Below are 23,149 nucleotides of genomic sequence, written 5' to 3'. Positions count from 1 at the left end.
TAACATTGGCAACTAAAAAAGAAGAAAGACAGTTTGAAAAAGAGCGCAAGGCGGCTATAAAGGCACGTATGGCGAAGATGAAGGCGGAAGGTCTTGAAAATTACTTTACGCCCGATCAGATACGCTATAACCGCAATCAGAAGATACTCGGTGCTGTATGGCCTATCTTTCGCGGACTGATACTGTTTGGTCTGGGATTTGTTATCATGTATCCCCTTCTGTTCATGCTCTCTACGGCATTCAGACCTAACGACCAGATGACCGACCCCTCGATCGTGTGGCTCCCGAAAAGCCTGACCATGGACAACATCACTCAGACGGCTCAGGTAATGAAGGTAAGCTACTGGGATTGGGGCAAGCCGCTCGACAATACCGTACTTAACACCATCGTGCTGAACGTTGTGGCTTCGGTGCTTCAGGTAATTACCTGCTCCATCACGGGCTACGGCTTCGCAAGATTCAAGTTCAAGGGCAAGAACGCGTTCTTCGCTCTCGTGCTTCTCATGATAATCGTTCCGCCGCAGATCACAACTATCCCGCTGTACTTGCAGTACGCTTACTTCAAGCTGTTCGGTATCATCCCGCTGTACTCCAACGGTGAACAGCTCTCGATCATCAACAGCGGACTTACGATGTATCTGCCCGCGATCTTCGCAAACGGCATCAAGGCGGGTCTGTTTATCTACATCTTCCGTCAGTTCTTCCGCGGACTGCCGAAGGAACTTGAAGACGCCGCTTACCTCGACGGCTGCGGACCTTTCGAGACTTACGTCAAGATCATGGTGCCTAACGCCAAGACTTCGTTCCTTACAGTTTTCCTGTTCTCCATCGTGTGGTACTGGAATGACTTCTATGTATCATCTTCGTTCTTTACCGAGAACAGAACGATGGCACTGATGCTCAAAAACCTCGACGCGACCCTCCAGCAGCAGCTGTTCGACGGTCAGACGGTCAGCATCAGACAGATCATCGTGTGGCTGGAATCGGGCTGCCTGCTCGCTATCCTGCCGATACTTGTAATGTACACCTTCCTCCAGAAATACTTCGTAGAAGGTGTTGAACGCTCGGGTCTTACAGGTATGTAATATCAACACACAACAGCCGCTCTTCGGAGCGGCTGTTTTTATAGGGTACCAATAACCCGTCTCATGGAACTCTTTATTTGACAACACCCCTCCGCAGTGGTATAATCATATTATGTCAGAGAAACACGGGACGGTTTTTTTTTCTTGGGGGAAACCCTTTTAAAAAAGGGTTCTCCCCCAAACCCCTTTCCTAAAACTTTTAATATGTCGGCAGATAGTTATGGTGGAGAAGATAGACTATCACCGCTTCAAGAGTGACCATCTGATATATGCCGCAAATGAAGCGTTACGCTCTTATGTACGTCTTTTTGGCGAGGCGCAGGCTATATCACAGAAGAACTACAGTCTTCCCGACCAATACTACCTGCGGAAGAAGCACCCAAAAGCCAAAAAGTATTAAAAGTCTTTGGAAAGGGGTCTGGGGGAGAACCTTTCGACAGAAAGGTTTCCCCCAGAAAAGACCCGCACACAAAAAGAGGAGATGAAGATATGTATTACAGAAGGAGAAGGCAGGCGAGTTTGCCTACGACGATCTTTATCGGGATCATTTCGCTTGTTTTATGCGTGAGCGGGGCGATTCGGTATTTCAGGGAGAAGAGGGATTACGACACACTGATGAAGGACTGCACGGTCCAGACGGACGCGGTGTGCATTGACAGCGACTCGTATGTAGTGACGACGCGGCAGAGATATTCGAGCTACCGCACGACGTGGTACAACTCAAAGCTCGAATACATTGTGGACGGCAAGAAGTACCAGTACGTGGAGAACAGCAAGACAGAGTTCCCCGTGGGTTCGGTGACGTATGTGACCTACGACCCTGACGACCCCACGAAGGTCTATGTAGGTTCGGCGCCGACGAGAAGGTATGACAGCGCTTTGCACAATGTCATCATTGGCGGAATGCTTCTGGTGGTGACGTCGGCTTCGCTGCTGTCGCGGATGAGGAATAGGTAACAGTTATGCCGAATATCATTAAAATAGATTCGATCGACCTGCCCGAGCTTGAAGTTTTCAGGCTCGGGGAAAATGCGCTGAGGCACTATTTTGAGCCGCAGGAAGGGCTGTTCATCGCCGAGAGCCCGAAGGTCATCGCCCGTGCGATGTCGGCAGGTTATGAGCCTGTGAGGGCGCTCGTCGGGACGGACGAGGCTGAACAGTCGGCGGAGCTTTTCAGCGGTTCTGATGAACTTGACGTATACGTGGGCGACGATGGTCTGCTGTCCGAGATCGCGGGCTTCAAGCTGGTGAGGGGAGTGCTGTGCGCGATGCGCCGCAGGGCTTTGCCGACCGTCGGGGAAGTCTGCCGAAACGCCGACAGGATAGCCGTCCTCGAACGGGTGGTCAACCCGACGAACGTCGGGGCGGTGTTCCGCTCGGCGGCGGCTCTCGGGATGCAGGCGGTGCTGCTGTCGAAAGGCTGCGCCGACCCCCTCAGCAGAAGAGCCGCAAGGGTCGCGATGGGTACGGTCTTTCAGTGCCCGTGGACGTTTTATGACGATATTTCGGAGATAAAGCGTCTGGGCTTCGAGACGGCGGCGATGGCGCTAACCGACAAGAGCATCAGCCTGAGGGATTATCAGCCGCGCGGCAGAAAGCTCGCAGTCCTGCTCGGAAATGAGAACGACGGACTTTCCCCCGAGACTATCGCAAACTGCGACTTCACAGTCAGGATACCGATGGATAACGGCGTGGATTCGCTCAACGTGGCGGCGGCAAGCGCGGTCGCATTCTGGGTGCTGGGTGGAAAATAACAGCAATATAATGATTTGTTCGTGAAAAGTTCATTATGCGTTAAAACTATCATGCTAAGATAATATGGTATACGTGGCCGTGACCGAAAGGAAAGTAATATGTTAAAATATCTCATAACCCTGCTGATCTCGATGGTGCCGCTCATTGAGCTGAGGGGCGCGATCCCCATCGGAACAGGTATGGGCGTTAAGTGGCAGACCGCAGTGGCTATCTCCATGATAGGAAATATGATCCCCGTGCCGATAATCTTCTTCTTCGCAAGAAGAGTCCTCGAATGGGGCAAGGATAAGCCCGTTATCGGTAAGTTCTTCTCCTGGTGTCTCGAAAAAGGACACAAGGGCGGCGATAAACTAAAGTCTAAGGCAGGCAAGGGTATGTTCGTCGCTCTCCTGCTCTTCGTAGGTATCCCCCTCCCGGGTACAGGCGCCTGGACAGGAACCCTCGCAGCAAGTATGCTCGACCTCGACTTCAAAAAAAGCGTCCTCGCCGTAATGTGCGGCGTTATCCTCGCAGCAATAATAATCACCATCCTGACTCTCCTCGGCTTCTCAGCCTTCACTTGAGCGTGCTTTGACGGGTGGTTTTTCTTGGGGGAAACCCTTTTAAAAAAGGGTTCTCCCCCAAACCCCCTCCCTAAAATTTTTAATGCTTTTTGGCAAGGGGTGTGGTTCTCCCTGACTTTGTATAGGTCGGGGAGTTTTTTCTTTTTCTCTTAGATGGATTGCCCCTTGCCAAAAAGACGGATGATAGTTGTCTACGCTTCATTCTGCGTGTTCGATAGTTTGACATACGAGTGAAGGCATAAAAAAACGGTGGGAAAATCCCACCAAAAAAAATTATTCAGAATCGCACTCTAAAAATGTCGAGAGCCCATCTCCCAAATCAAATCCACCGTCCAACATATTAAAAGTCTTTGGAAGGGGGTCTGGGGGAGAACCTTTCATCAGAAAGGTTTCCCCCAGCAAAAATCCGCACTCACCTCAGCATTTGACGTTGTTGAAGTAGAAGATAGCGAGCTGGGTGCGGTCGCGGACGTCGAGTTTGAGGAAGATGTCGCTCATGTAGTTTCGGACGGTGCCTTCGCTGAGGTAGAGGAGCTGAGCTATTTCCTTGTTGCTGAGGCCTTCGGCGACCTTCGCTATGATGTCCTGTTCGGTCTCATTTATGTCATACTCGGAGTAATCGAATTTCTTTTTTGCGCTGCCGTTCATAAGTTCGGGAATCCTGTCCATGACCTGAGAGCCGAAGACGCTCTGACCCTTCATGACAGCTTCGAGGGCTGGGGCGATGCTCTCGAAGTCCTGTTTGATGATATAGCCTTTTGCGCCCATAGCGAGAGCCTTGACGATATACTCATCGTCGTTGAAAGTCGTGAGGAAGAGCAGTCGGGCGTCGGGGTGTTTTGCGAGTATCTTCTCGCCTGCTTCGAGACCTGTCATACCGTTCATGCGGATGTCCATGAGCATCACGTCGGGCAGATGCTGGTCGTAGAGACTGATAGCCTCTTCGCCCGAGCAGCCCATAGCGGCGACCTGAGCCGAGCTTGCGTTTTCAAGGATTATTTTGAGCGACGCTGAGATAAGCGCGTCGTCATCTATGATGATTATCTTCATTGGACAGTCCTCCGTAGTGGGGTGAATTTCAGGATAATACAAAGGGATAACCTCTCGGCTGAAAGGTTATCCCGAGTGTGTTTGTCAGTGCTGATAGTTTGCGTTTTCGTCCTTGTAGAGTTCCTGAACCTTTTTGATCTCGTCAAAGTGTTTAGCGAAAGCCCATACTACCTGCGGTTCAAAGTGCGTGCCTGCCTCCTTGGTGATTATCTCGAAGGCTTCCTCAGCGGTCCATGCCTTTTTGTAGGAGCGGACGCTGGTGAGCGCGTCGTAAACGTCAGCCACGGCACAGATACGTGCAGGGACTTCGATATCCTCGCCCTTGATGCCGAGGTAACCGCTGCCGTCCCACCATTCGTGGTGCTGGTGAGCGATAACGCAGGCCATGTGCATTATCTCACCGGGGGCGTTGCAGAGCAGGTTCTCGCCGATGACAACGTGTTCCTTCATGATAGTGAATTCCTCATCGGTAAGGCGTCCGGGCTTTTCGAGGACTTCGGGGGGGATGAGCAGTTTTCCGATGTCGTGCATCATCGAAGCTATGCGGATATTGTTGACCATGCTCGGCGGCAGGTCCATACCCTCGGCGATAACGCGGCTGTACTCGGACACTCTCTTAACGTGCTTGCCTGTCTGACCCGACTTTGCTTCGGTGATTTCCGCGAATGCAAGGGTGACCTGTTCCTGAGATTTTATGGTCTCTTCGGAGAGGGCGAGTATCTCGTTGCTCTCTTCGATGTGTCTGAGCAGAATGTTATAGGAGAGCTGTGAAGCGGCGTAGAGCAGCAGCGCGAATGCGAGGATGATGATGTAGTACGCCATATCGAGGTAGCCGTTCTTGTCCAGCATAAACTCGAAAGCCAGCAGTATCAGCAGTATGATGAAGTTGATGATTGGCAGGGTGTTGATCTGAACAAGCAGACCCGAGTTCTCCTTCTGGCGCATCAGTTCTATCCTGTCCTTCGAGGGAAGGTAGAAGATGATGAGCATGATGATGAAGCTGCCCATAGAGATGAGGTTTGAGACGGTGGGGTTCACGTCGTTTATCGGGAGCGTGATGAGGGTGCTGGTGACGTACATGAAAAGTACCGCCATGTAGATGAAAACGCCCAGATTACGCGAACAGCCGATGATCTTGCAGTAGCGCCGAATGACGAGCATGGTTATCGGCACCGCGAGGATGAAGGAGATAACGAGCAGTATGAGCAGCGCGTCGGCAGCGGCTCCGCCGTTTGAGGTGTCGGCGTCGATGACGATGCCTTTTTCGGTCAGCAGCGGTATGATAGTGAATTCCGACTGGTATTCTATTATATTGAGGTGAGACATCACCGAACCGATGATCGTCTGGAAGATGACCAGCATCAGCACGAGAATAAGGAACAGCCCGATAGGTGAAACGGGTATGAGTTTCAGCAGTTTCTTGCGGCGTTCCCATTTCGAGCGCTTGTCCTTGCTGGCGTTGTATTTGGAAAGGAACACAATATCCGTCAGAAAAAGGAATATCAGGGCAGGAATAAGCATATTTATCAGACCACTGATCCATATTATGGCATTTTCGGCGTCGATTATCAAGACGATCACCTCCGTACATCTAAAATATATAGTTATATAATACCATATTTTTCACCGTTTGTCCAGTGTTTTTTGAAAAAACCTCACATTTTCCGCGCAGGAGAGTGTGTGCTTCTTCTTTTATATAGTCTGCACCTTGCCGAAAAAGGGAGGGGGATGAGGTTTGGGTGAGAGTATGACCATATACCGCAGGTTTTTAGCAGAAATGAAATTGATAAACTGATTGTACAAAACGTCAAAATTACCAAAAATTATCCACAGAAATTATGCTGCGCCCCTTTAAATGACTATCACGGCGATGAAAAGTAACGAAAACGTTTGAAATTTCAAGGGGTTTGGGAGTTAGTCAAACTATTGTACAAAATGTCTAAAGATATATGCTTGTTTTGTGAAAACATACAAAGTTAAAAAAATTGCTTAAAACCCCTTGACAATTCGGAACAAACGATGTATAATTTAATTACAGTCAAGGAGATGCGGCGAACATCTTCAAGACGAGTAGAATGCGGACCTATAGAAGCCGCGAAAATTTATTAATATTTTATGGAGGGATTTTCCTATGAAAAAGACACAGAAAGGTTTTACCCTGGTTGAGCTGGTAGTTGTTATCGCTATCATCGGCGTTCTCGCTGCTATCCTCGTTCCTTCGATGCTGAACTACGTTAAGAAGTCCAGACTTAAGACCGCTAACTCGAACGCTAAGACCGCTTACAACGCTGTTGCTGAGCTGCTCGCTGACGCTGAGACTCAGGGCTATGCTAAGGACGACGTAATCACGGATGAGGCAGCTGCATCTACCGACACTTGGACCGGTGCTGTTACCGGCAAGACCGCTATGGTTGTTAAGAATGTTGTTACCGACAAAAACGCTAAGAAGGGTGATAAGAAGATCGCTGAGGTTCTCGCAGAGAACGGTGAGGAGTCCGGCGTATGGAAGGTTGTAAAGGCTAAGATCAACACCGAGTCTTCCTTCGTAGTATTCTGGGCTAAGACCAACGGCGACGAGATGGTTGGACGTTATCCTGATGCTATCCAGTGGGATGAGTGGAAGGATTCCTCGACCCACAACAAGATCACCCAGATCGGTGTTTCGGACTACGGCAAGAAGTCTGAGGCTATTTCCTGATCTAAAGGGTACATTTAACTTAGCTAATCAAAAATAATTTTGAGTGGGCTCTGCGCAAGCAGAGCTCACTTTTTTAGGATGTGGTATATTGAAAAAAAAGATCGCTGCCGTTGTCTGCTTCTTGCTTCTCGCAGGTCTTCTTGCGTTAGCGGCCTATAAGATCAACAAACTGACTAACGAGATCGATGAGAACGTCGAGACGGATTCGATATTCGTGCTGCCCGACAACACAAAGGTCAAGACCGACCTCCCCGAGGAACTGCCGAAAGAAAGCATTTTTGCAGAGAACGGGGCTGCTGCTTCGAGCTCGCCCGCTGTCTGGAAGGCGACTTCCGCGGACGGCAAGGTGATGTATATGGTCGGCACCATGCACGCCCTGTCGGTGAGCGATTACCCGATGTCGGCGGCGCTCGGCGAGGCTTTTGCCGCCTGCGACACCCTCGCGGTCGAGATATACAACGTTGACGCGTCGAGAATGACCGACTCCTATGAGCACATGGATCAGTTTCTGCCCAATGGCGACTCGATCGACAAACACCTGACCGCCGAGCAGTACGAACTTCTGCAAAAAAAGCTCACCGAGAACGGCGAGTCGGCGGATTCCTTCGACGAGTATATGCCGTGGTATGCATACGATGAGCTGACCTATATCAGCGACGGCGATGACAGCGGCGATAAGAAAGTTTTCCATAAATTCGGCATCGACTCGATCTTGCAGATATCTGCGAATGCGGAGGGCAAGGAGATAGTTTCTCTTGAGACCGTGCAGGAAAAGTACGATAATAAAGAGAAACTGACCGACGAGGAAGCGGGTCTGCTCATCAAGAACACCTGCATCGGGCGCTCCGTTGACTATGACAAGTTGCTCGCGGCGTGGAAAAGCGGCGATTACGAGACCGCTTTCGGCATGACCGTCACGCGTGAGGGCTTCTCGGACGAGGAAAAGACAGTCTGGGACGCATACATCGAGCACTCGATCTTTGACCGCAACAAGATCATGGTCGAGCGCGCGGAACAGCAGCTCGGCGAGGGAAAAACTCTCCTCGTCGCGGTGGGAACGGCGCATTTCGGCGGCGAAAAAGGCATCGTCCGCCTGCTCGAACAGGACGGCTTCACCGTCGAGCGCATAGGCTGACGGCTTCTGCATACAATATTACAGATACCCGAAAGGAGACCAGTATGAGTTCTGTTATCATGCCCGTCGCGCTGTTCGCGGCGCTGGGCGCAGGCGCGGGCGTTCTGCTGACCGCCGCTTCAAAGGTGTTCGCGGTCAGGACGGACGAGCGCGTCGAGCTTATCGCCGAGGCACTGCCGCAGGCCAACTGCGGAGCGTGCGGTTTCTCGGGCTGTGCCGACTACGCCGACGCCATCGTGAACAGGGGAGCTCCCTGCGACCGTTGCAAACCCGGCGGCGAAAAGAGCGCTAAGGCCATCGGCAGCATCATGGGCGTCGAGGTCACCGCGGGCGAACCGCAGGTGGCGTTCGTCAGGTGCGGCGGCGACTGCACCGTCACCCCTCACAAGTACGTGTTCGAGGGGCTCCAGAGCTGCGCTGACTGCAACCGCTTCTACAACGGGTCGAAGCTCTGCACCAGCGGCTGTCTCGGCTACGGCGACTGCGTTAAGGTCTGTCCCGAAAACGCCATCTCGGTGGTCAACAGGGTGGCGGTCGTGAACAAGGCGAGGTGCATCGGGTGCGGACTCTGCGCGAAAGCCTGCCCCAACGACCTCATCTCGGTGCGGCGTATCAGCCAGTCGGTGGACGTTTGCTGTTCGTCAAGCGAAGCGGCGAGGATGACCCACCTGAAATGCCCCGAGGGCTGTGTGGGCTGTCGCCTCTGCGAGAAAAACTGCCCCAGCGGCGCCATAACCGTTATCGACAATCACGCGGTCATCGACTACGAGGTCTGCGATAACTGCGGAAAATGCGCCGAAGTGTGCCGAACGGGCGCGGTAAGACGTATCCCCGACGGTATGGCTATCGCCCTGCCCGAGAAAGGGTCTTGACAAAAGTTATAAAATAGGGTATAATTAATTAGTACGGTCATCTGCCGTACTAATTTGCTTTTCGGTCGTGTGAGTCGGCTGAAAACGGAAAAAACTTAGAAAGGGGCTATGACGATGCCTAATTTTTACATCACCACGCCGATATACTACCCTTCGGGCGATCCGCATATCGGTCACTGCTATACCACAGTCGCCTGCGACTCGATAGCGAGGTATAAGCGAATGCAGGGGTATGACGTCATGTTCCTCACCGGTACCGATGAACACGGTCAGAAGATCGAGGAGAAGGCTAAGGCACAGGGCGTTACTCCTCAGCAGTATGTTGACGAGATCGTGGCTGTCTTCAAGAAGCTGTGGAGCTACATGAACATCAGCTACGACAGATATATCAGAACTACCGACGACTACCACGTCGAGAGCGTGCAGAAGATCTTCAAGGAGCTGTACGACAGAGGCTACATCTACAAGGGTGAGTACAAGGGCAAATACTGCACCCCCTGCGAGAGCTTCTGGACTGAGAGCCAGCTGGATGAACACGGCTGCTGTCCCGAATGTCACAGACCTGTTGTTGAGGCGACCGAAGAGGCTTACTTCTTCAAGATGTCTCCCTTCGCGGACAGGATCGAGAAACTGCTGACCGAGACCGACTATCTTCGTCCCAAGACGAGAGCGACCGAGCTGGTCAACAACTTCATCAAGCCGGGTCTTGAGGATCTGTGCGTTTCGAGAACATCCTTCACATGGGGCATCCCCGTTACCTTCGATCCGAAGCACGTCGTTTACGTGTGGGTTGACGCGCTGTCCAACTACTGCACCGCGCTGGGCTACCAGAACGGCCGTTTCGGCGGCGACTTCGAGAAGTTCTGGCCTGCCGACGTTCACATGGTTGCGAAGGACATCATGAGATTCCATGCGATAATCTGGCCTGCTATGCTGATGGCTCTGGAGCTTCCTCTGCCGAAGCATCTGGCTGTTCACGGCTGGATCACCTTCCAGAACAACAAGGGCGAGACACAGAAGATGTCGAAATCCCTCGGAAACGTTGTTGACCCGTTCATGCTGGGCGAGAGATACGGCGTTGACGCTATCCGCTACCACATCCTGCGCGAGATGGCTCTCGGCGCGGACAGCGGATTCTCCAACGAGATAATGATAAACCGCATAAATTCCGACCTTGCGAACGGCTTCGGAAACCTTGTTTCCCGCACCGTTGCGATGGCTGACAAGTACTTCGGCGGCACTCTCCCCGAGGAGAGACAGGCGGCGGAGATCGACGATTCGCTCATCAGCGTTCTGACGGCTGTCCGTGAGAAGGTGGATGTCTGCATCGACGAGACAAGGCTCAAGAACGCGCTCGAAGAGATCTTCGTGGCGGTTGACAGAGCGAACAAGTACATCGACGAGACCGAGCCGTGGAAACTCGGAAAGAACGAAGCTGACAAGCCGAGACTGGCGAGCGTGCTCTACAATCTGCTGGAGTCCATCCGCATCATCTCGACTCTGCTGATGCCCTTCATGCCGACCACCATGCCGAAGGTATGGGAGCAGATCGGCGCTGGCGAGGGCGTATGCACCTACGAGAACGCCGCGAAGTTCGGTGTTCTGCCCGTGAACGTGACCGTTCACAAGGGCGAGATACTCTTCCCGAGGATCGACATGGACAAGGAGATCGCCGAGCTGAACGCCATCATCGAGAAGAACATGGCGGCTGCGAAGGCGAAGCTGACTGCTGACGAAGCTGCGGAAGCGTTCACTCCCGACGACCTTGCGGCGGAAGTGACCATCGACGATTTCGCGAAGGCAGACCTGCGAGTTGCGCTGGTCAAGTCCTGCGAGAAGGTAAAGAAGTCGAAGAAGCTGCTTTGCTTACAGCTGGACGACGGATTCGGCGGCAGACAGGTAGTATCGGGCATCGCACAGTGGTATGCGCCCGAGGATCTTGTAGGCAAGAAGGTCATCATCGTTGCGAACCTCGCCCCTGCAAAGCTGTGCGGCGTTGAGTCGCAGGGCATGATACTTGCGGCCGACACTCCCGACGGCGGCGCGGCGGTGGTATTCCCCGACCAGAGCCTGCCCTGCGGAAGCAAGATCAGATAATTGTAAAGTGTAACATTTGCGGCGGGGGACGCCCCGTCGCCGACATGAACGTTTCGGCGTTCATGTCCTATGCACTCGTAGCTCAGCTGGATAGAGCGTCAGACTCCGACTCTGAAGGTCGTGCGTTCGAATCGCATCGGGTGTACCATATTGATGAAAACGGGCTTTGCGGGTTTCTGCGGAGTTCGTTTTTGTTTTGGTTTTTGTGTGGTGGGGGTGTTTGTGCGCTTACGGGTCAGAGCGACCTGTCGGGGACGGGGACTCTGTCCCCGAGCCCCTGCTGGGGGACCCTTTGTAGCCGTGCGAAGCTAAGGCGGGGGTCTCCCTCCCTCCTAAACTTTTTGATTCTCTGGCGTGCTTTAGGGTAGAGCGAAGCTAAGGCGGGGGTCTCCTTCCCCTCCTAAACTTTTTAGTCTCTGACGTATTCAAGGAGATGGTGTGGAAAAATTACATTATTTTTTAAAAAAACTATTGCAAAATTTCGCAGAATGTAGTATAATAGGGTTAATAAACTTACGCAATTTGTAACTATTGAGAGGACGATCTTTATGAACAAAAAAATTCTGGCGGCTTTGACTGCTTTTCTGCTCACGGCAGGCTGTCTCACAGCTTGCGGCGGCGGCGATAAAAACTCACAGTCCGCAAATGACTCCGCTTCTTCAACAACAGGCTCGGAGTCCGCATCTAAAACCGATGAATCTTCCAATACCGACGAATCACAAAGCACAGCCCCTGCTGATGACGGGCTCAAAGCTCCCGTGAACGACGGCAAGATCGACGTTTCCAAGGGCGTTACCGAGAATATGCTCATCCGCTCCGTTTACCGTGAGGGCGACACTTCAAGGCTCGCCGAGAAACTCAAGGCGGCTGACGCTCTCGCTAACAACAAGGAGCTCAAAGGCCCCGAAAAGGCTGAGCTCATGACCAAGATCGCGTTCCTCGGCGACTCCATCACCGCAGGTTCGCAGGCGACGGGCGACAATCAGTACACCAAGGTGCTCCAGACATGGTGGGAGGACAGGTTCAGCTTCTACGCTTCGTGGACAAACGCAGGCATCGGCGCTACCGATTCCTACCTCGCCGTCCACAGAGTCGATAACGACGTGCTGGCAGATCAGCCCGACATCATCTTCATCGAGTTCATCAACGATCAGGACAGCGAGTTCTACAAAACCACTATGGACAGCCTTGTGCGCAAGTGCCTGTCCCTGCCGAACAAGCCCGCGGTCGTTCTCATCGAGATGACAATGGAGGACGGCACCTGCCCGCAGAACGTCCACACCCAGATCGCCGAGGCTTACGACCTGCCCGTTATCTCCTACCACGACGCAGTCCTGCCCGAGATACAGGCAGGCAACATCGAGTGGAGCGAGATCTCCCCCGACAACATCCACCCGAACGACATCGGCCACAGGATGCTGGGCGATATGCTGATACACTTCCTGACGGGAGTTGCGGAGACGATGGATTCTGCGCCCGAACCCACCGAGTTCAAGGAGACCACTCCTTCGCCGACGGGTGACAAGTATCACGACGCTACCCTCGCGGACAACAGCTCCCCCGCGGTCTACATCACCGAGAACGACGGCTTCGATATGGAATCCTCGCCCTGGAATTTCCAGAACGGCTGGAGGACCATCACGGGCGGTACCATCACCTTCGAGATCGAGTGCAAGAACCTCGGTATGCTTTACTACAAGACCACCAACGGCGAGAGCGGCACTGCCACCATCACCGTTGACGGCACCGAACTCACGAGCCTGAACGCCGATTTCACAGGCGGATGGGGCGATTACGCCACCAATACCGAGCTGTTCGCCACCGACGAGCGGAAGATACACACCGTTACGGTCTCCGTTCCCCTCGGTCAGAAGTTCGAGATCCTGCGCTGGATGATAAGCTGAGACGCAGGCAGAAAAATCAGAAACAGCCGACAAACGTCAGCTGATATTATACCCAAAGGAGGATAAAATTATGTCAAAATTTGTATGTTCCGTATGCGGATACGTTTATGAGGGTGAGGAAGCTCCCGAAGTATGTCCCCTCTGCAAGGCTCCCAGAGAGAAGTTCAACAAGGTCGATGAATCGGGCGCTATCAACTGGGCCTGCGACCACGAGGTAGGCTCGGCTAAGGGTCTCGACCCCGAGATAGTTAAGGGTCTCAAGGAGAATTTCGAGGGCGAGTGCAGCGAGGTCGGTATGTATCTTGCGATGTCGAGAGCCGCTTTCAGAGAGGGCTACCCCGAGGTGGGTATGTACTACGAGAAGGCCGCTTTTGAAGAGGCTGAGCACGCCGCTAAGTTCGCTGAACTGCTCGGTGACGTGGTTTCCGCTTCGTCGAAGGAGAACCTCGAAAAGAGAGTGCTCGCTGAGGCAGGCGCCTGCGAGGGCAAGCTCAAACTCGCGATAAGGGCTAAGGAACTCGGCTACGACGCCGTTCACGACACCGTTCACGAGATGGCAAAGGACGAGGCTCGCCACGGCAGAGCTTTCAAGGGTCTCCTCGACAGATACTTCAAGTGATCTAAAAACGACAAAGATCTTCGGCTGATCGGTCGGAGCAGGAAAGTGACGTGGAGTTTTAAAGATAGGCTTCACCATTTATAGAGAGAATGTCTGACTGTAGGCGGGGGCTTGCTCCCGCCGCTTTTTTTGCTGTCTGAATTTAGAACGTCACCCAAAAAAAGACCGCATCTCACGAAGCGGTGACAGTCTGTCTCCCCAACCACATCCATCAGACGACCTTTGGAAAGGGGGTCTGGGGGGGAGAACCTTTCTTCCAGCCGTGCGAAGCTAAGGCGGACGTGCGAAGCTAAGGCGGACGTGCGAAGCTAAGGCGGTTTTCCCCTCATCATAAGCCCGCGCAAATAAGCGTATTTGTAAAAATGGTTGTTTATTTATTGTGAAAAAGTGCGATTATGTGTCATTTCTTTAAAAATGTCCTGTGACCTATTGACAAATCGGGAAATATGTTATATAATTTTATTAAGCAAACGTTTAAGTTGGCGTTTGCTTTGGGAATATGAACGATGTGCGGTCTTTTTCCGTACAGAAATGACCTATGGAGGATATGGAAATGGCAAGATTTTGTACAAGTTGCGGCGCACCTCTAGGAGATGACGCTGAATTCTGCACAGCGTGCGGTGCAGCACAGAACCCCTCGCAGCAGCCCGCGGCAAACGCTCAGCAGGCTCCTGCTAACGGAATGAACATGAACAATTTTACCGAGGCGGCAGGCGCAGCTGCTCAGAACGCCGCTAACGCAGTCAAGAATACTTTTGACGGCGTTTCCCTGAACTCGGTAAAGAACGCTATGAACGCCGAGAATATCAAGAACGTCGGCAAGACTAAGGATAAGAACGTTATCATCGGTCTTGCAGCTGCCGTTCTCGTGCTGATACTCGTTATCATCATCGCAGTAAGCGCTGTCGGCAAGCCCTACACCAAGCCTATCGATAACCTGTTCAAGGCTTTCACTAAGGCTGACGGCTCGGCTCTCGAAAAGGCTTTCCCCGATTACATGAACGAGTACATGGAAGACAGAATGGATAAGTCCGATAAGAAGTATGATTCTGTTTCCGAGTTCTATGAGGACGGCATCCTCGAAAGCGTTCAGGAATCGCTCGAAGATGAGTACGGCGAGCACGTAAAGATCTCCTACAAGGTGAAGAAGAAGACCACCCTCAAGAAGAAGGCGCTCAACGACCTCGAAGATGACGCTAAGGACGTTTACGATAACGACGACGTTAACGTAACTAAGGGCTACGAGCTCAAGCTCAAAGTAAAGGTCAAGGGCTCCGAGGACAAGGACGAAAAGACCATGAGGATCAAAGTCTACAAGATAGACGGCAAGTGGTGCATCGCTGATATGTCCGACGCAGACTTCGACGACTAATAAAAAAACACAAAGTCCGAGAGCACAACGCTTTCGGACTTTTTTTGTGCGCTTACGGGGGGAGAGTGCGGGTCTTGTATTGGGGGAGACCCTTTTGAAAAAGGGTCTTCCCCCAAACCCCCTCACTAAAACTTTTAATACTTTTTGGCTTTTGGGTGATTCTTCCGTATGTTGTGCAGGTCGGGAAGTTTGTAGTTCTTCTCTTCGATTGTTTGCTCCTTGCCAAAAAGACGTTCAATGGTGATATACGCATCATTCGGTGGATTATATGCTATCTCTTGAAGCGGTGATAGTCTATCTTCCCCACCACACCAAACAAACGACATATTAAAAGTTTTAGGAAGGGGGTTTGGGGGAGAACCCTTTTTCAAAAGGGTTTCCCCCAATATAGACCCGCACACAAAAAACCACGAGGGGTACCCTCCGGAAAAAGGTACCCCTCGTTTTTATGTCAGGTTTTTGTCAGCCTGTCAGCCTATTAGCAGATGCCCTGCCACTTCATAGCCTCAGCAACCTTGAGGAAGCCTGCGATGTTAGCGCCTGCGATGAGGTCATCACCGAGGCCGTACTCGTTAGCAGCCTTGATAGAAGAAGCGAAGATGTTCTTCATGATGCTGTGGAGCTTCTGGTCAACCTCTTCAGCGGTCCAGTTGTATCTCATGGAGTTCTGGCTCATTTCGAGACCCGAAACTGCAACGCCGCCTGCGTTAACTGCCTTAGAAGGAGCAACGATTACGTTGTTAGCGCGGAGATACTCAACAGCCTCAAGAGTAGTAGGCATATTCGATACCTCAACATAGTACTTGCTGCCGCTTGCAACGATGTTCTTAGCGTCCTCAACGCCTACCTCGTTCTGAGTAGCGCAAGGCATATAGATGTCAGCCTTAACTTCCCAAGGCTTCTTGCCTGCGAAGAACGGAACGCCGAACTTATCAGCATAATCCTGAACTCTGTTTCTGCAAGATGCTCTCATCTCAAGGAGGTACTCGACCTTCTCATCGGTGCTGATGCCGTTCTCATCGTAGATGTAGCCGTCAGGACCCGAGATGGTAACTACCTTACCGCCAAGCTCGTTGACCTTCTTGATAGTACCCCAGGCAACGTTACCGAAGCCCGAAACTGCAACGGTCTTGCCCTTGATGCTGTCGCCGAAGTGCTCAAGCAGCTCGCAGAGGTAGTAAACAGCGCCGTAACCCGTAGCCTCAGGTCTGATAAGAGAACCGCCGCACTCCATGCTCTTGCCTGTGAGAACGCCCGAGAACTCGTTTCTGATGCGCTTGTACTGACCGAACAGGTAGCCGATCTCTCTGCCGCCTACGCCGATATCACCAGCAGGAACGTCAGTGTTAGGACCGATGTGCTTGCAGAGCTCAGTCATGAAGCTCTGGCAGAATCTCATGACCTCAGCGTCCGACTTGCCCTGAGGATCGAAGTCGGAACCGCCCTTGCCGCCGCCCATAGGCAGAGTGGTCAGGCTGTTCTTGAAGATCTGCTCGAAGCCGAGGAACTTGATAACGGAAGCGCAAACGGTGGGGTGGAATCTGAGACCGCCCTTGTAAGGTCCGATCGCAGAGTTGAACTGTACTCTGTAACCTCTGTTTACCTGGACCTTGCCGTTGTCATCGACCCACGGAACGCGGAACATAACCTGGCGCTCAGGCTCAACGATTCTCTCAACTACGCCTGCCTCAACGAGGTCAGGTCTCTGCTCGATGACCGGCTCGATGGTCATGAGTACTTCTTTTACTGCCTGAAGGAACTCGGGCTCGCCCGGATTTCTCTTCTCTACCTTTGCGTATACGTCTGCAAGGTACTGATTCTTGAATGCCATAGGAAACTCCTCCTTAAAACTAATAGCTCAACGAAACGGGTTCCCACAAACCCTGTTTCGGTATCGAACAGACCTATTATACCATAAAAAACCGACCTTGTCAACGGGTTTTTGAAAAAAATACGCGCAAAATTGCATATTTTCCAAAAAAATACCTTACGAAAACGACTTTTTTGCAAGTTTAGTCTAATCATGATTCATTTGCTTTTTTATTTTGACAGGTTAAAGCAAAAAAATGCGTCCCCGAAGGAACGCATTTGAGTTTTATCAGAAATCGATCTTGCCGTAAACGCCCGAACCGAGATCCATATCGTCCTCGGGCTTCGGCTTCTTGTAGTTCTTCTCGAAGCTGGTAGTGATGTCGTAGTGAGGCTTGGGTCTGCCGCCGCCGCGTCTGCCGTTGCCGCCGCGCTTGCCGCCCTTGCCCTTGTAGCCGCCGTTATAGGGGCGCTTTTCGGTAGAGCTGATGACTACCTTTCTGAAGGGATCCTCGCCGACGGACTTGGAAGTAACGCCTTCCACCTCGGAAACAGCCGCATGGATGATGCGTCTCTCGTAGGGATTCATAGGCTCGAGGGCGTGAGTTCTGCCGCTCTTCTTAACGTTGTTAGCCAGCTTGTGAGCGAGTCTTTCGAGCTGAGCCTTGCGCTTAGCCCTGAAACCGCCGCAGTCGGTAGTGATCCTGAAATATTCTCTGTCGATCTTGTTGCATACGAGGGAAGAGAGGTACTGCAAAGCGTCGAGCAGTTCGCCCTTCTTGCCGATAAGCTCATAGAAGCCGTCGCCGCTGATCTCGATATTGATGCCGCTCTCTGCTGGCGAAGCGGTAACTTCGGCGTTCTCGATGCCCATCTGGACGAGCACAGCCTTGATGTAATTAACGGCAGCGTCTGCCTTAGCCTTATCCTGTTCGCTGATCTCGGCAGCCTTAGCGGGAGCGGTCTCCTCAGCTGCGGCGGTCTCGGCGGCCACGGTCTTTTCAGCAGCCTCCTGAACGGGGGCAGTCTTTGCGATAGTCTCGGTCGATACGGCAGTAAACTCCGCCTCGATCTTTGCTTCACCCTTGAGCTTTCCGAAAAGTCCCTTCTTAGGTTCTTCCAGCACTGTGAAATTGATCTTGTCCTCACTTACTCCGAAGCTCTCGGCAGCCTTTGCCTTAGCTTCCTCAACAGTTGCGGCTGTAAAGGTTTCCTTCATGCTATTCATCTTCCTTTCGGGACGGATACGGGGGTATCAGTCCTCATTATATTCGTCGCCGTATTTTTCGGCGTAGCGTTTTCTTGCTTCATTGAGTTTCTGACGGTCGCGGTCGCGTCTCTGGGACTTTGACAGCTTCTTGTCGTCCTCATCGTCATCGTCCTCATCGTCGAACTCGGAATACTTTTTCTTAGCGTCCTTCACGCTGGGGGGAGTGCTGCCCTGTTCGTTTCTGACTTCGAGGGCGCGTTCCATGAACGAAGGACCTTTCTTCTTGCGTTTTGCCTTAGCCTTTTCGGCGTCCTTAGCTGCAAGTTCCTTGATCTTATCGGGGGTGTAGACGAGGTTCAGGAACAGCACCTGGAACGCAGCCCATACCGAGCTGTATACCCAGTAAAGACCGAGTCCGCAGGGGAACTTGAAACCGATCCACAGAGAGAGCAGGGGCATCATGAAGAGAGTCATGAGAACGCCGGGCTGCATCTTGGTCTCGGGGTTGTTTCTTCTCTGGAAGACCTGACCGATGACCATGCTGATGAGCTGGAACACGAAAGATATTATCGGGATGAACACGGTAGCGTCCTTCTTGGTAGGTATCTTTCCGAGGTTGAGCCCGAAAGCGGTGTAGTCGAGGTCCTGTATAGCCTCCTGAACGTCGCCGTGGAGCACGCCGATATATCTGCCGTCAGCCTTTGTCTCGAAGTTGAACAGCAGCGCCTCGGGTCCGTAGGAGGACTTCATGAGGTTCGAGGTGAAGTTATCGGAGTCGATGATGAAGGTATCGAGACCCTCATAAGTCGCAAGGTCGTTCAGAATGCGGTCCTTCTCATCCTCGGTCATGGAGGAGAGAGCCTTTGCGGAGTTCTTGTACTTCTCCTTATCGGAGAGTATCTCGCCGAGTTTTTCGGCGCGTTCGTCCTCGGCAACGCCATCGAGCAGTTTCTCGACGGAGCTTGCGGAGTCTTCTATCTCAGCGCTGATGGTGTAGACATTCTTCACGTAAACGGCGTCCGACTTTACGTTTGCCTTATCCGCGTTGGAGATGTAAGTCAGCGGCTGATAAACTACAGGTATCATCGCATAGAGGAGTATCAGCGGCACCAGCATAGGCAGGCAGCTTGCCATCGGGTTGACGTTGTTCTCCGAGTAGAGCTTCATCGTTTCCTCGTTGACCTTTTCCTGATTCTTGCCGTACTTCTGTTTTATCTTCTCTAATTCAGGCTGGAGCATAGCCATTCTCTGAGTGCTTTTCTGCTGTTTGATATTGACAGGCAGAGTGATAAGTCTCGTAACGACCGTGAACAGCAGCAGGGCGATGCCGTAATTCTTTACGAGCATATAGAGCCCTTTCATGAGCCAGCCCAGAGGCGTAGCCAGTATACCCATAGCGTTTATTTCCTTCCCATTTTGACCGCCCTCAGCGGTGTTTCTTTTCCTTACTTTCCTTATCCCCGATATTCTTCGGTATGAAGTACTGCGGAGTCACCACCTCGGGGACGTGGTCAACTCCTCCGAGACTCCAGGGGTTGCACCTGAGAAGCCTCCACACCGTGAGCAGTGTGCCTGTGAATACACCGTGCTTTTTGTACGCGTCGATAGCGTAGCAGGAGCAGGTGGGGTAATACTTGCAGGTCGGCGGGAGCAGCGGACTGATGAACCTGCGGTACAATATTATCGGTATCGTGAACACGGTACCTATCGCCCGCGAGACCTTTCCGAAGAGTCCCATCACGTTTTCCTGCGGGGCTTTTTCACGAATTCGCCGTTTTCCCCGACGGAATCCGCCATATCGGGGAGCAGCCTGTTGTTCACGAAGCCCTCTATATCCTGCGTTTTCAGACCGTTTATCGCAGGTCTTGCCGCGAACACGATGTCGTATCCTATCGGGAAGCTCTGTTCATTGAGTCTGTAAGCCGCGCGGATTATCCTTTTCGCCCTGTTTCTCTCGACGGCGCCGCCTATCTTTTTTGATACGCTGATACCGACGGAGTTTGCGGGTGTGCCGTTAGGCAGGTAATATGCTGTAACAAAGCCGCACGCGCAGAACCTTCCCTTGCGGAAGCAGGAATTGAATTTCTTATTGTCCTTCATCACTTCCGAAAAAAGCATGACCGTGCCCCTTTGCTTGTGTTTTCCTTTTAATAAAGAGAAAGACCGAATATCGAGGCAAACCTATAAAGACATATCGACCCGCAGGTCATATGCTCACCAGCTCCCCGATATTGCGGTCACAAAGTTCAATGAGTCTATTAGTAGGTAAGTCTTGCTCTGCCCTTTGCTCTTCTTCTTGCAAGAACCTTTCTTCCGTTCTTGGTAGACATTCTCTTCATGAAGCCGTGAACCTTCTTTCTCTGAAGCTTCTTCGGCTGGTAAGTTCTCTTCATAGCCATCTGAATATCCCTCCTCGTTTCTTTTTCATGTTGATGTGGTATATCAACGCCCTTTTTTAAGGGCTGCTGATGTTGCTTCTGACGGGCAATAGTCCGAAAATATAGACAATACGCCCTGCACCTATCTATTATACTATATAAAGGAGTTCTTTGTCAACCGTGTTAACAGTTTTTTTACATTTTCTGTTCATATTTACCGACACAAAGATATATCACATATCTCTCACGGTTTTTTCGCCGAGAGCATTATTGACATGAACCTATAAAAATAGTATAATAATAGTTGACGCTTATTTTTTTGGAAAGAGGGGAGAGCCGATGAATTTTTTCACGATAGGCTTTGTTTTCTGCTCTATGAACTTCAATATCGGCTATCCTGCGAACTACATCGTCCGTGTGGTGGGAGCGCTGTTCATGCTGGGCGGCATCAGCGAAACGAGGGTCTCGGAGGATTCTTCGGGGTTCGGGAAGTTCCGCGGCGATGTGCTGCTGACGCTGGGCTGTTCGGTCATCGGCACAGTGCTGACGTTCCTGACGTGGCATAGGGTCATCCCCGAAAAGGCAGGCGCGGCAGCGGCGCTGGCGGCAGGCACGCTGACTTTTGTTTCGGTGCTGTTCCATCAGTACCGCATCATCACCCATATGCGCCCCATGAAGGCGCTGGTCAACGACCCGTCCCTGCTGGAGAAGCTGTTCAGGGCGTGGCGCGGCTACGCTGTTGCGTCTTCGGTGACCATGCTGTGTCAGATAGTGATGCGTCTGGCGGTCTCGGGCGGCACCGTCCATGCAGCGGCGGGAGGGCTGTTTTTCATCACGATAATCGTGCAGTATGTCCTTCTCGTGCATCTGGGCGGCGCCATCAACGATGTCCGCACGGACTACAACGTCATGCATCCGCTGGAACCGTCTGAACGACCCGAAAAGAGACCATAATATGACTATTGAAGAAAAAGCGTTCCTTCGGCGGCGCTTCGTGAGCGGGCTCATGACCGCCCGCGGCTTTGAACGCACCGACGGCGGATACCGTCTTGAACGGACGTTCATGGACGGCGATTTTACCGCGGTGCTGACCGTTTCCGATGAGGGGACGGTGTCTGGCAGGGTCATCGACAACATGAACGCCGAGGAATACACACGCATCCGCAGCGAGAATTTCGGCAGTCCGTACGTCACTTCGGTGAGGACGGCTTACGAGGAACTGCTTGCGGAGATAGCAGGCGTCTGCTGTGAGGAGATGCCCTTCGCGTCGGAACAGGGCTGCCGCATCGCGTCGCTGATAGCCGAAAAGTACGGCGCAGCGCCCGATTTCCCCTGGAGCAACTCGAAGCACGACGATTCGGGGGTGTTCAGACATACCGATTCGGGCAAATGGTTCGGGCTGATAATGAACGTGAAGCGCTCCGTTCTGACAAAGGACGGCGACAGCACCCTCATTGACCTGCTGAACTTAAAGACCGACCCCGATTCACCTGCGGCGGCAGGCGTTTACCCTGCCTACCACATGAACCACAGGATGTGGATATCCGTCCCCCTCGACGATTCCCTCGCGGATGACGAGGTGATGGAGCTTGTCGGCAGGAGCTTTCGGCTGACCGATAAGAAGAAAAAATGACAGACAGGAGGCCGTACAACTTGCTTTCCGTGATAATCCCCGCGCATAACGAGCAGGACAATGCGCCTGCCTGCGCTTCGGCAGTCAGCAGACTGCTGGATTCTTATGATATAGATTACGAGCTTATCTTTGTGGATGACGGCTCCACCGACCGCACATGGCTTCGGCTGACACAGCTTGCGCGGAGCGACGAACGCATCAAGGCGATCTGCCTCAGCCGCAACTTCGGCAAGGAGAGCGCTATCTTCGCAGGGCTCGAAAACGCGGGCGGTGACGTCTGCGCCGTGATGGACTGCGACTTGCAGCATCCCCCCGAGACCCTCGTGGAGATGTATAAGGTCTGGCGCGACGGCGACGGCGTTGACATCGTTGAGGCGAAAAAACGCTCCCGCGGCACCGAAAGCGGCGGCTACCGTTTCTTCGCAAAACTGTTCTACAGGATAATGAACCGCGTTTCGGGTCTCGATATGAGTGACGCTTCGGATTTTAAACTGCTCGACAGACGCGCCGTTGACGCCCTGCTCAGAATGCCCGAACGACTTACGTTTTTCAGGGCGATGTCCAGCTGGGTCGGATTTAATACCGAAACGGTGTACTTCGACGTGGCAGAACGCAGGTCGGGCAAGAGCGATTTTGATACCAAAACGTCCCTCAAATACGCGGTGACCTCCATAACTTCGTTCACCTCGGCACCTATGCAGCTGGTGACCGTCCTCGGCGTAATAACTTTTATAATAGCCATGATCTTCGGCATCAACACCCTCTATAATAAACTCACAGGAAACTCCGAAGCAGGCTTCCCCACAGTAATACTTCTCCAGCTGATAACCTCGGCAATAATAATGTTCAGCCTCGGCATAATCGGCTACTACCTCTCCAAGATCTACGAGGAAATAAAACAACGCCCCAGATACATCATCAGCGAAAAACTCAACCTCGACAGGAGAGATTGACTAACCGGGGGAAACC

Annotated in this window: 23 protein-coding genes and 1 tRNA gene; 16 read left to right on the top strand and 8 right to left on the bottom strand. The window is 52.3% G+C overall.

Features of this window, described 5'->3' with window-relative positions; translation table 11 throughout:
- Nucleotides 1-5: 5 nt before the first annotated feature.
- The 5 genes from BT142_RS04450 to BT142_RS04430 all read left to right on the top strand — a co-directional run bounded on the left by BT142_RS04450 (nt 6) and on the right by BT142_RS04430 (nt 3,403).
- The gene (locus BT142_RS04450; RefSeq protein WP_072416997.1) at nt 6-1,085 is read left to right on the top strand and encodes a carbohydrate ABC transporter permease; all 1,080 of its coding nucleotides are present in this window, start codon (nt 6-8) and stop codon (nt 1,083-1,085) included.
- A gap of 220 nt (nt 1,086-1,305) precedes the next feature.
- Nucleotides 1,306-1,485, top strand: a complete 180-nt coding sequence (locus BT142_RS04445) for a hypothetical protein (RefSeq protein ID WP_072416996.1) — start codon at nt 1,306-1,308, stop codon at nt 1,483-1,485.
- 89 nt (nt 1,486-1,574) lie between these two features.
- A complete protein-coding gene (locus BT142_RS04440) occupies nt 1,575-2,042 on the top strand; it encodes a DUF3592 domain-containing protein (protein ID WP_072416995.1) in 468 nt (155 codons plus the stop codon).
- Between the two features lie 5 nt (nt 2,043-2,047).
- The gene (locus tag BT142_RS04435; RefSeq protein ID WP_072416994.1) at nt 2,048-2,839 is read left to right on the top strand and encodes a TrmH family RNA methyltransferase; all 792 of its coding nucleotides are present in this window, start codon (nt 2,048-2,050) and stop codon (nt 2,837-2,839) included.
- 99 nt (nt 2,840-2,938) lie between these two features.
- Complete coding sequence (locus tag BT142_RS04430) at nt 2,939-3,403, top strand: COG2426 family protein (RefSeq protein ID WP_072416993.1); 465 nt, start codon at nt 2,939-2,941, stop codon at nt 3,401-3,403.
- 417 nt (nt 3,404-3,820) lie between these two features.
- Here BT142_RS04430 and BT142_RS04425 read toward each other — a convergent pair whose 3' ends face one another.
- Both BT142_RS04425 and BT142_RS04420 read right to left on the bottom strand, forming a co-directional pair.
- Nucleotides 3,821-4,453: a response regulator gene (locus BT142_RS04425; protein WP_072416992.1), complete on the bottom strand. Its 633-nt coding sequence runs from the start codon at nt 4,451-4,453 to the stop codon at nt 3,821-3,823.
- 84 nt (nt 4,454-4,537) lie between these two features.
- On the bottom strand, nt 4,538-6,025 hold the full coding sequence (locus BT142_RS04420) for an HD-GYP domain-containing protein (RefSeq protein ID WP_072416991.1): 1,488 nt from the start codon (nt 6,023-6,025) through the stop codon (nt 4,538-4,540).
- A gap of 559 nt (nt 6,026-6,584) precedes the next feature.
- On the opposite strand from BT142_RS04420, the gene BT142_RS18405 reads away from it, so the two are divergent.
- The 8 genes from BT142_RS18405 to BT142_RS04380 all read left to right on the top strand — a co-directional run bounded on the left by BT142_RS18405 (nt 6,585) and on the right by BT142_RS04380 (nt 15,150).
- On the top strand, nt 6,585-7,151 hold the full coding sequence (locus BT142_RS18405; protein WP_084659321.1) for a pilin: 567 nt from the start codon (nt 6,585-6,587) through the stop codon (nt 7,149-7,151).
- 88 nt (nt 7,152-7,239) lie between these two features.
- Nucleotides 7,240-8,286: a TraB/GumN family protein gene (locus BT142_RS04410; protein WP_072416990.1), complete on the top strand. Its 1,047-nt coding sequence runs from the start codon at nt 7,240-7,242 to the stop codon at nt 8,284-8,286.
- A gap of 44 nt (nt 8,287-8,330) precedes the next feature.
- On the top strand, nt 8,331-9,158 hold the full coding sequence (locus BT142_RS04405) for an RnfABCDGE type electron transport complex subunit B (protein ID WP_072416989.1): 828 nt from the start codon (nt 8,331-8,333) through the stop codon (nt 9,156-9,158).
- Between the two features lie 114 nt (nt 9,159-9,272).
- Nucleotides 9,273-11,255, top strand: coding sequence for a methionine--tRNA ligase (gene metG, locus BT142_RS04400; RefSeq protein WP_084659320.1), 1,983 nt, complete (start codon nt 9,273-9,275; stop codon nt 11,253-11,255).
- Between the two features lie 71 nt (nt 11,256-11,326).
- A tRNA-Arg gene (locus tag BT142_RS04395) sits at nt 11,327-11,403 on the top strand.
- Between the two features lie 400 nt (nt 11,404-11,803).
- Nucleotides 11,804-13,159, top strand: coding sequence for an SGNH/GDSL hydrolase family protein (locus BT142_RS04390; protein ID WP_072416987.1), 1,356 nt, complete (start codon nt 11,804-11,806; stop codon nt 13,157-13,159).
- A gap of 70 nt (nt 13,160-13,229) precedes the next feature.
- Nucleotides 13,230-13,778 (top strand): NADH peroxidase, encoded by a 549-nt coding sequence (locus BT142_RS04385; RefSeq protein ID WP_072416986.1) that lies wholly within the window; start codon nt 13,230-13,232, stop codon nt 13,776-13,778.
- A gap of 553 nt (nt 13,779-14,331) precedes the next feature.
- Complete coding sequence (locus BT142_RS04380; RefSeq protein WP_175444885.1) at nt 14,332-15,150, top strand: zinc ribbon domain-containing protein; 819 nt, start codon at nt 14,332-14,334, stop codon at nt 15,148-15,150.
- 478 nt (nt 15,151-15,628) lie between these two features.
- Here BT142_RS04380 and gdhA read toward each other — a convergent pair whose 3' ends face one another.
- The 6 genes from gdhA to rpmH form a co-directional block, all read right to left on the bottom strand.
- The gene (gene gdhA / locus BT142_RS04370) at nt 15,629-16,981 is read right to left on the bottom strand and encodes an NADP-specific glutamate dehydrogenase (protein WP_072416983.1); all 1,353 of its coding nucleotides are present in this window, start codon (nt 16,979-16,981) and stop codon (nt 15,629-15,631) included.
- Nucleotides 16,982-17,248: 267 nt separating this feature from the next.
- Entirely contained in the window at nt 17,249-18,178 is a 930-nt protein-coding gene (gene jag / locus BT142_RS04365; RefSeq protein WP_072416982.1) for an RNA-binding cell elongation regulator Jag/EloR, read from the bottom strand.
- 36 nt (nt 18,179-18,214) lie between these two features.
- Nucleotides 18,215-19,564: a YidC/Oxa1 family membrane protein insertase gene (yidC, locus tag BT142_RS04360; RefSeq protein WP_072416981.1), complete on the bottom strand. Its 1,350-nt coding sequence runs from the start codon at nt 19,562-19,564 to the stop codon at nt 18,215-18,217.
- A 31-nt stretch (nt 19,565-19,595) separates the two neighbouring features.
- Nucleotides 19,596-19,907, bottom strand: coding sequence for a membrane protein insertion efficiency factor YidD (gene yidD / locus BT142_RS04355; RefSeq protein ID WP_072416980.1), 312 nt, complete (start codon nt 19,905-19,907; stop codon nt 19,596-19,598).
- Nucleotides 19,907-20,287 (bottom strand): ribonuclease P protein component, encoded by a 381-nt coding sequence (gene rnpA / locus BT142_RS04350; protein ID WP_072416979.1) that lies wholly within the window; start codon nt 20,285-20,287, stop codon nt 19,907-19,909. The genes yidD and rnpA overlap by 1 nt, the downstream gene beginning before the upstream one ends.
- A 140-nt stretch (nt 20,288-20,427) precedes the next feature.
- Nucleotides 20,428-20,562: a 50S ribosomal protein L34 gene (rpmH, locus tag BT142_RS04345; protein WP_072417026.1), complete on the bottom strand. Its 135-nt coding sequence runs from the start codon at nt 20,560-20,562 to the stop codon at nt 20,428-20,430.
- 324 nt (nt 20,563-20,886) lie between these two features.
- Between rpmH and BT142_RS04340 the strand changes: the two genes are divergently transcribed.
- From BT142_RS04340 to BT142_RS04330, 3 genes are read left to right on the top strand one after another with little or no spacing between them, the layout of a single operon-like run.
- Nucleotides 20,887-21,501, top strand: a complete 615-nt coding sequence (locus BT142_RS04340; RefSeq protein WP_072416978.1) for a hypothetical protein — start codon at nt 20,887-20,889, stop codon at nt 21,499-21,501.
- Nucleotide 21,502: 1 nt separating this feature from the next.
- Complete coding sequence (locus tag BT142_RS04335) at nt 21,503-22,180, top strand: MmcQ/YjbR family DNA-binding protein (protein ID WP_072416977.1); 678 nt, start codon at nt 21,503-21,505, stop codon at nt 22,178-22,180.
- Nucleotides 22,181-22,209: 29 nt separating this feature from the next.
- Nucleotides 22,210-23,133, top strand: coding sequence for a glycosyltransferase family 2 protein (locus BT142_RS04330; protein WP_347497632.1), 924 nt, complete (start codon nt 22,210-22,212; stop codon nt 23,131-23,133).
- Nucleotides 23,134-23,149 lie beyond the last annotated feature (16 nt).

The sequence above is a fragment of the Ruminococcus sp. YE71 genome (assembly GCF_900119155.1).
Taxonomy (GTDB): domain Bacteria; phylum Bacillota; class Clostridia; order Oscillospirales; family Ruminococcaceae; genus YE71.
The sequence above is the reverse complement of the archived record's forward strand: the minus strand, read 5'-3'. Positions and strand labels throughout refer to the sequence as shown.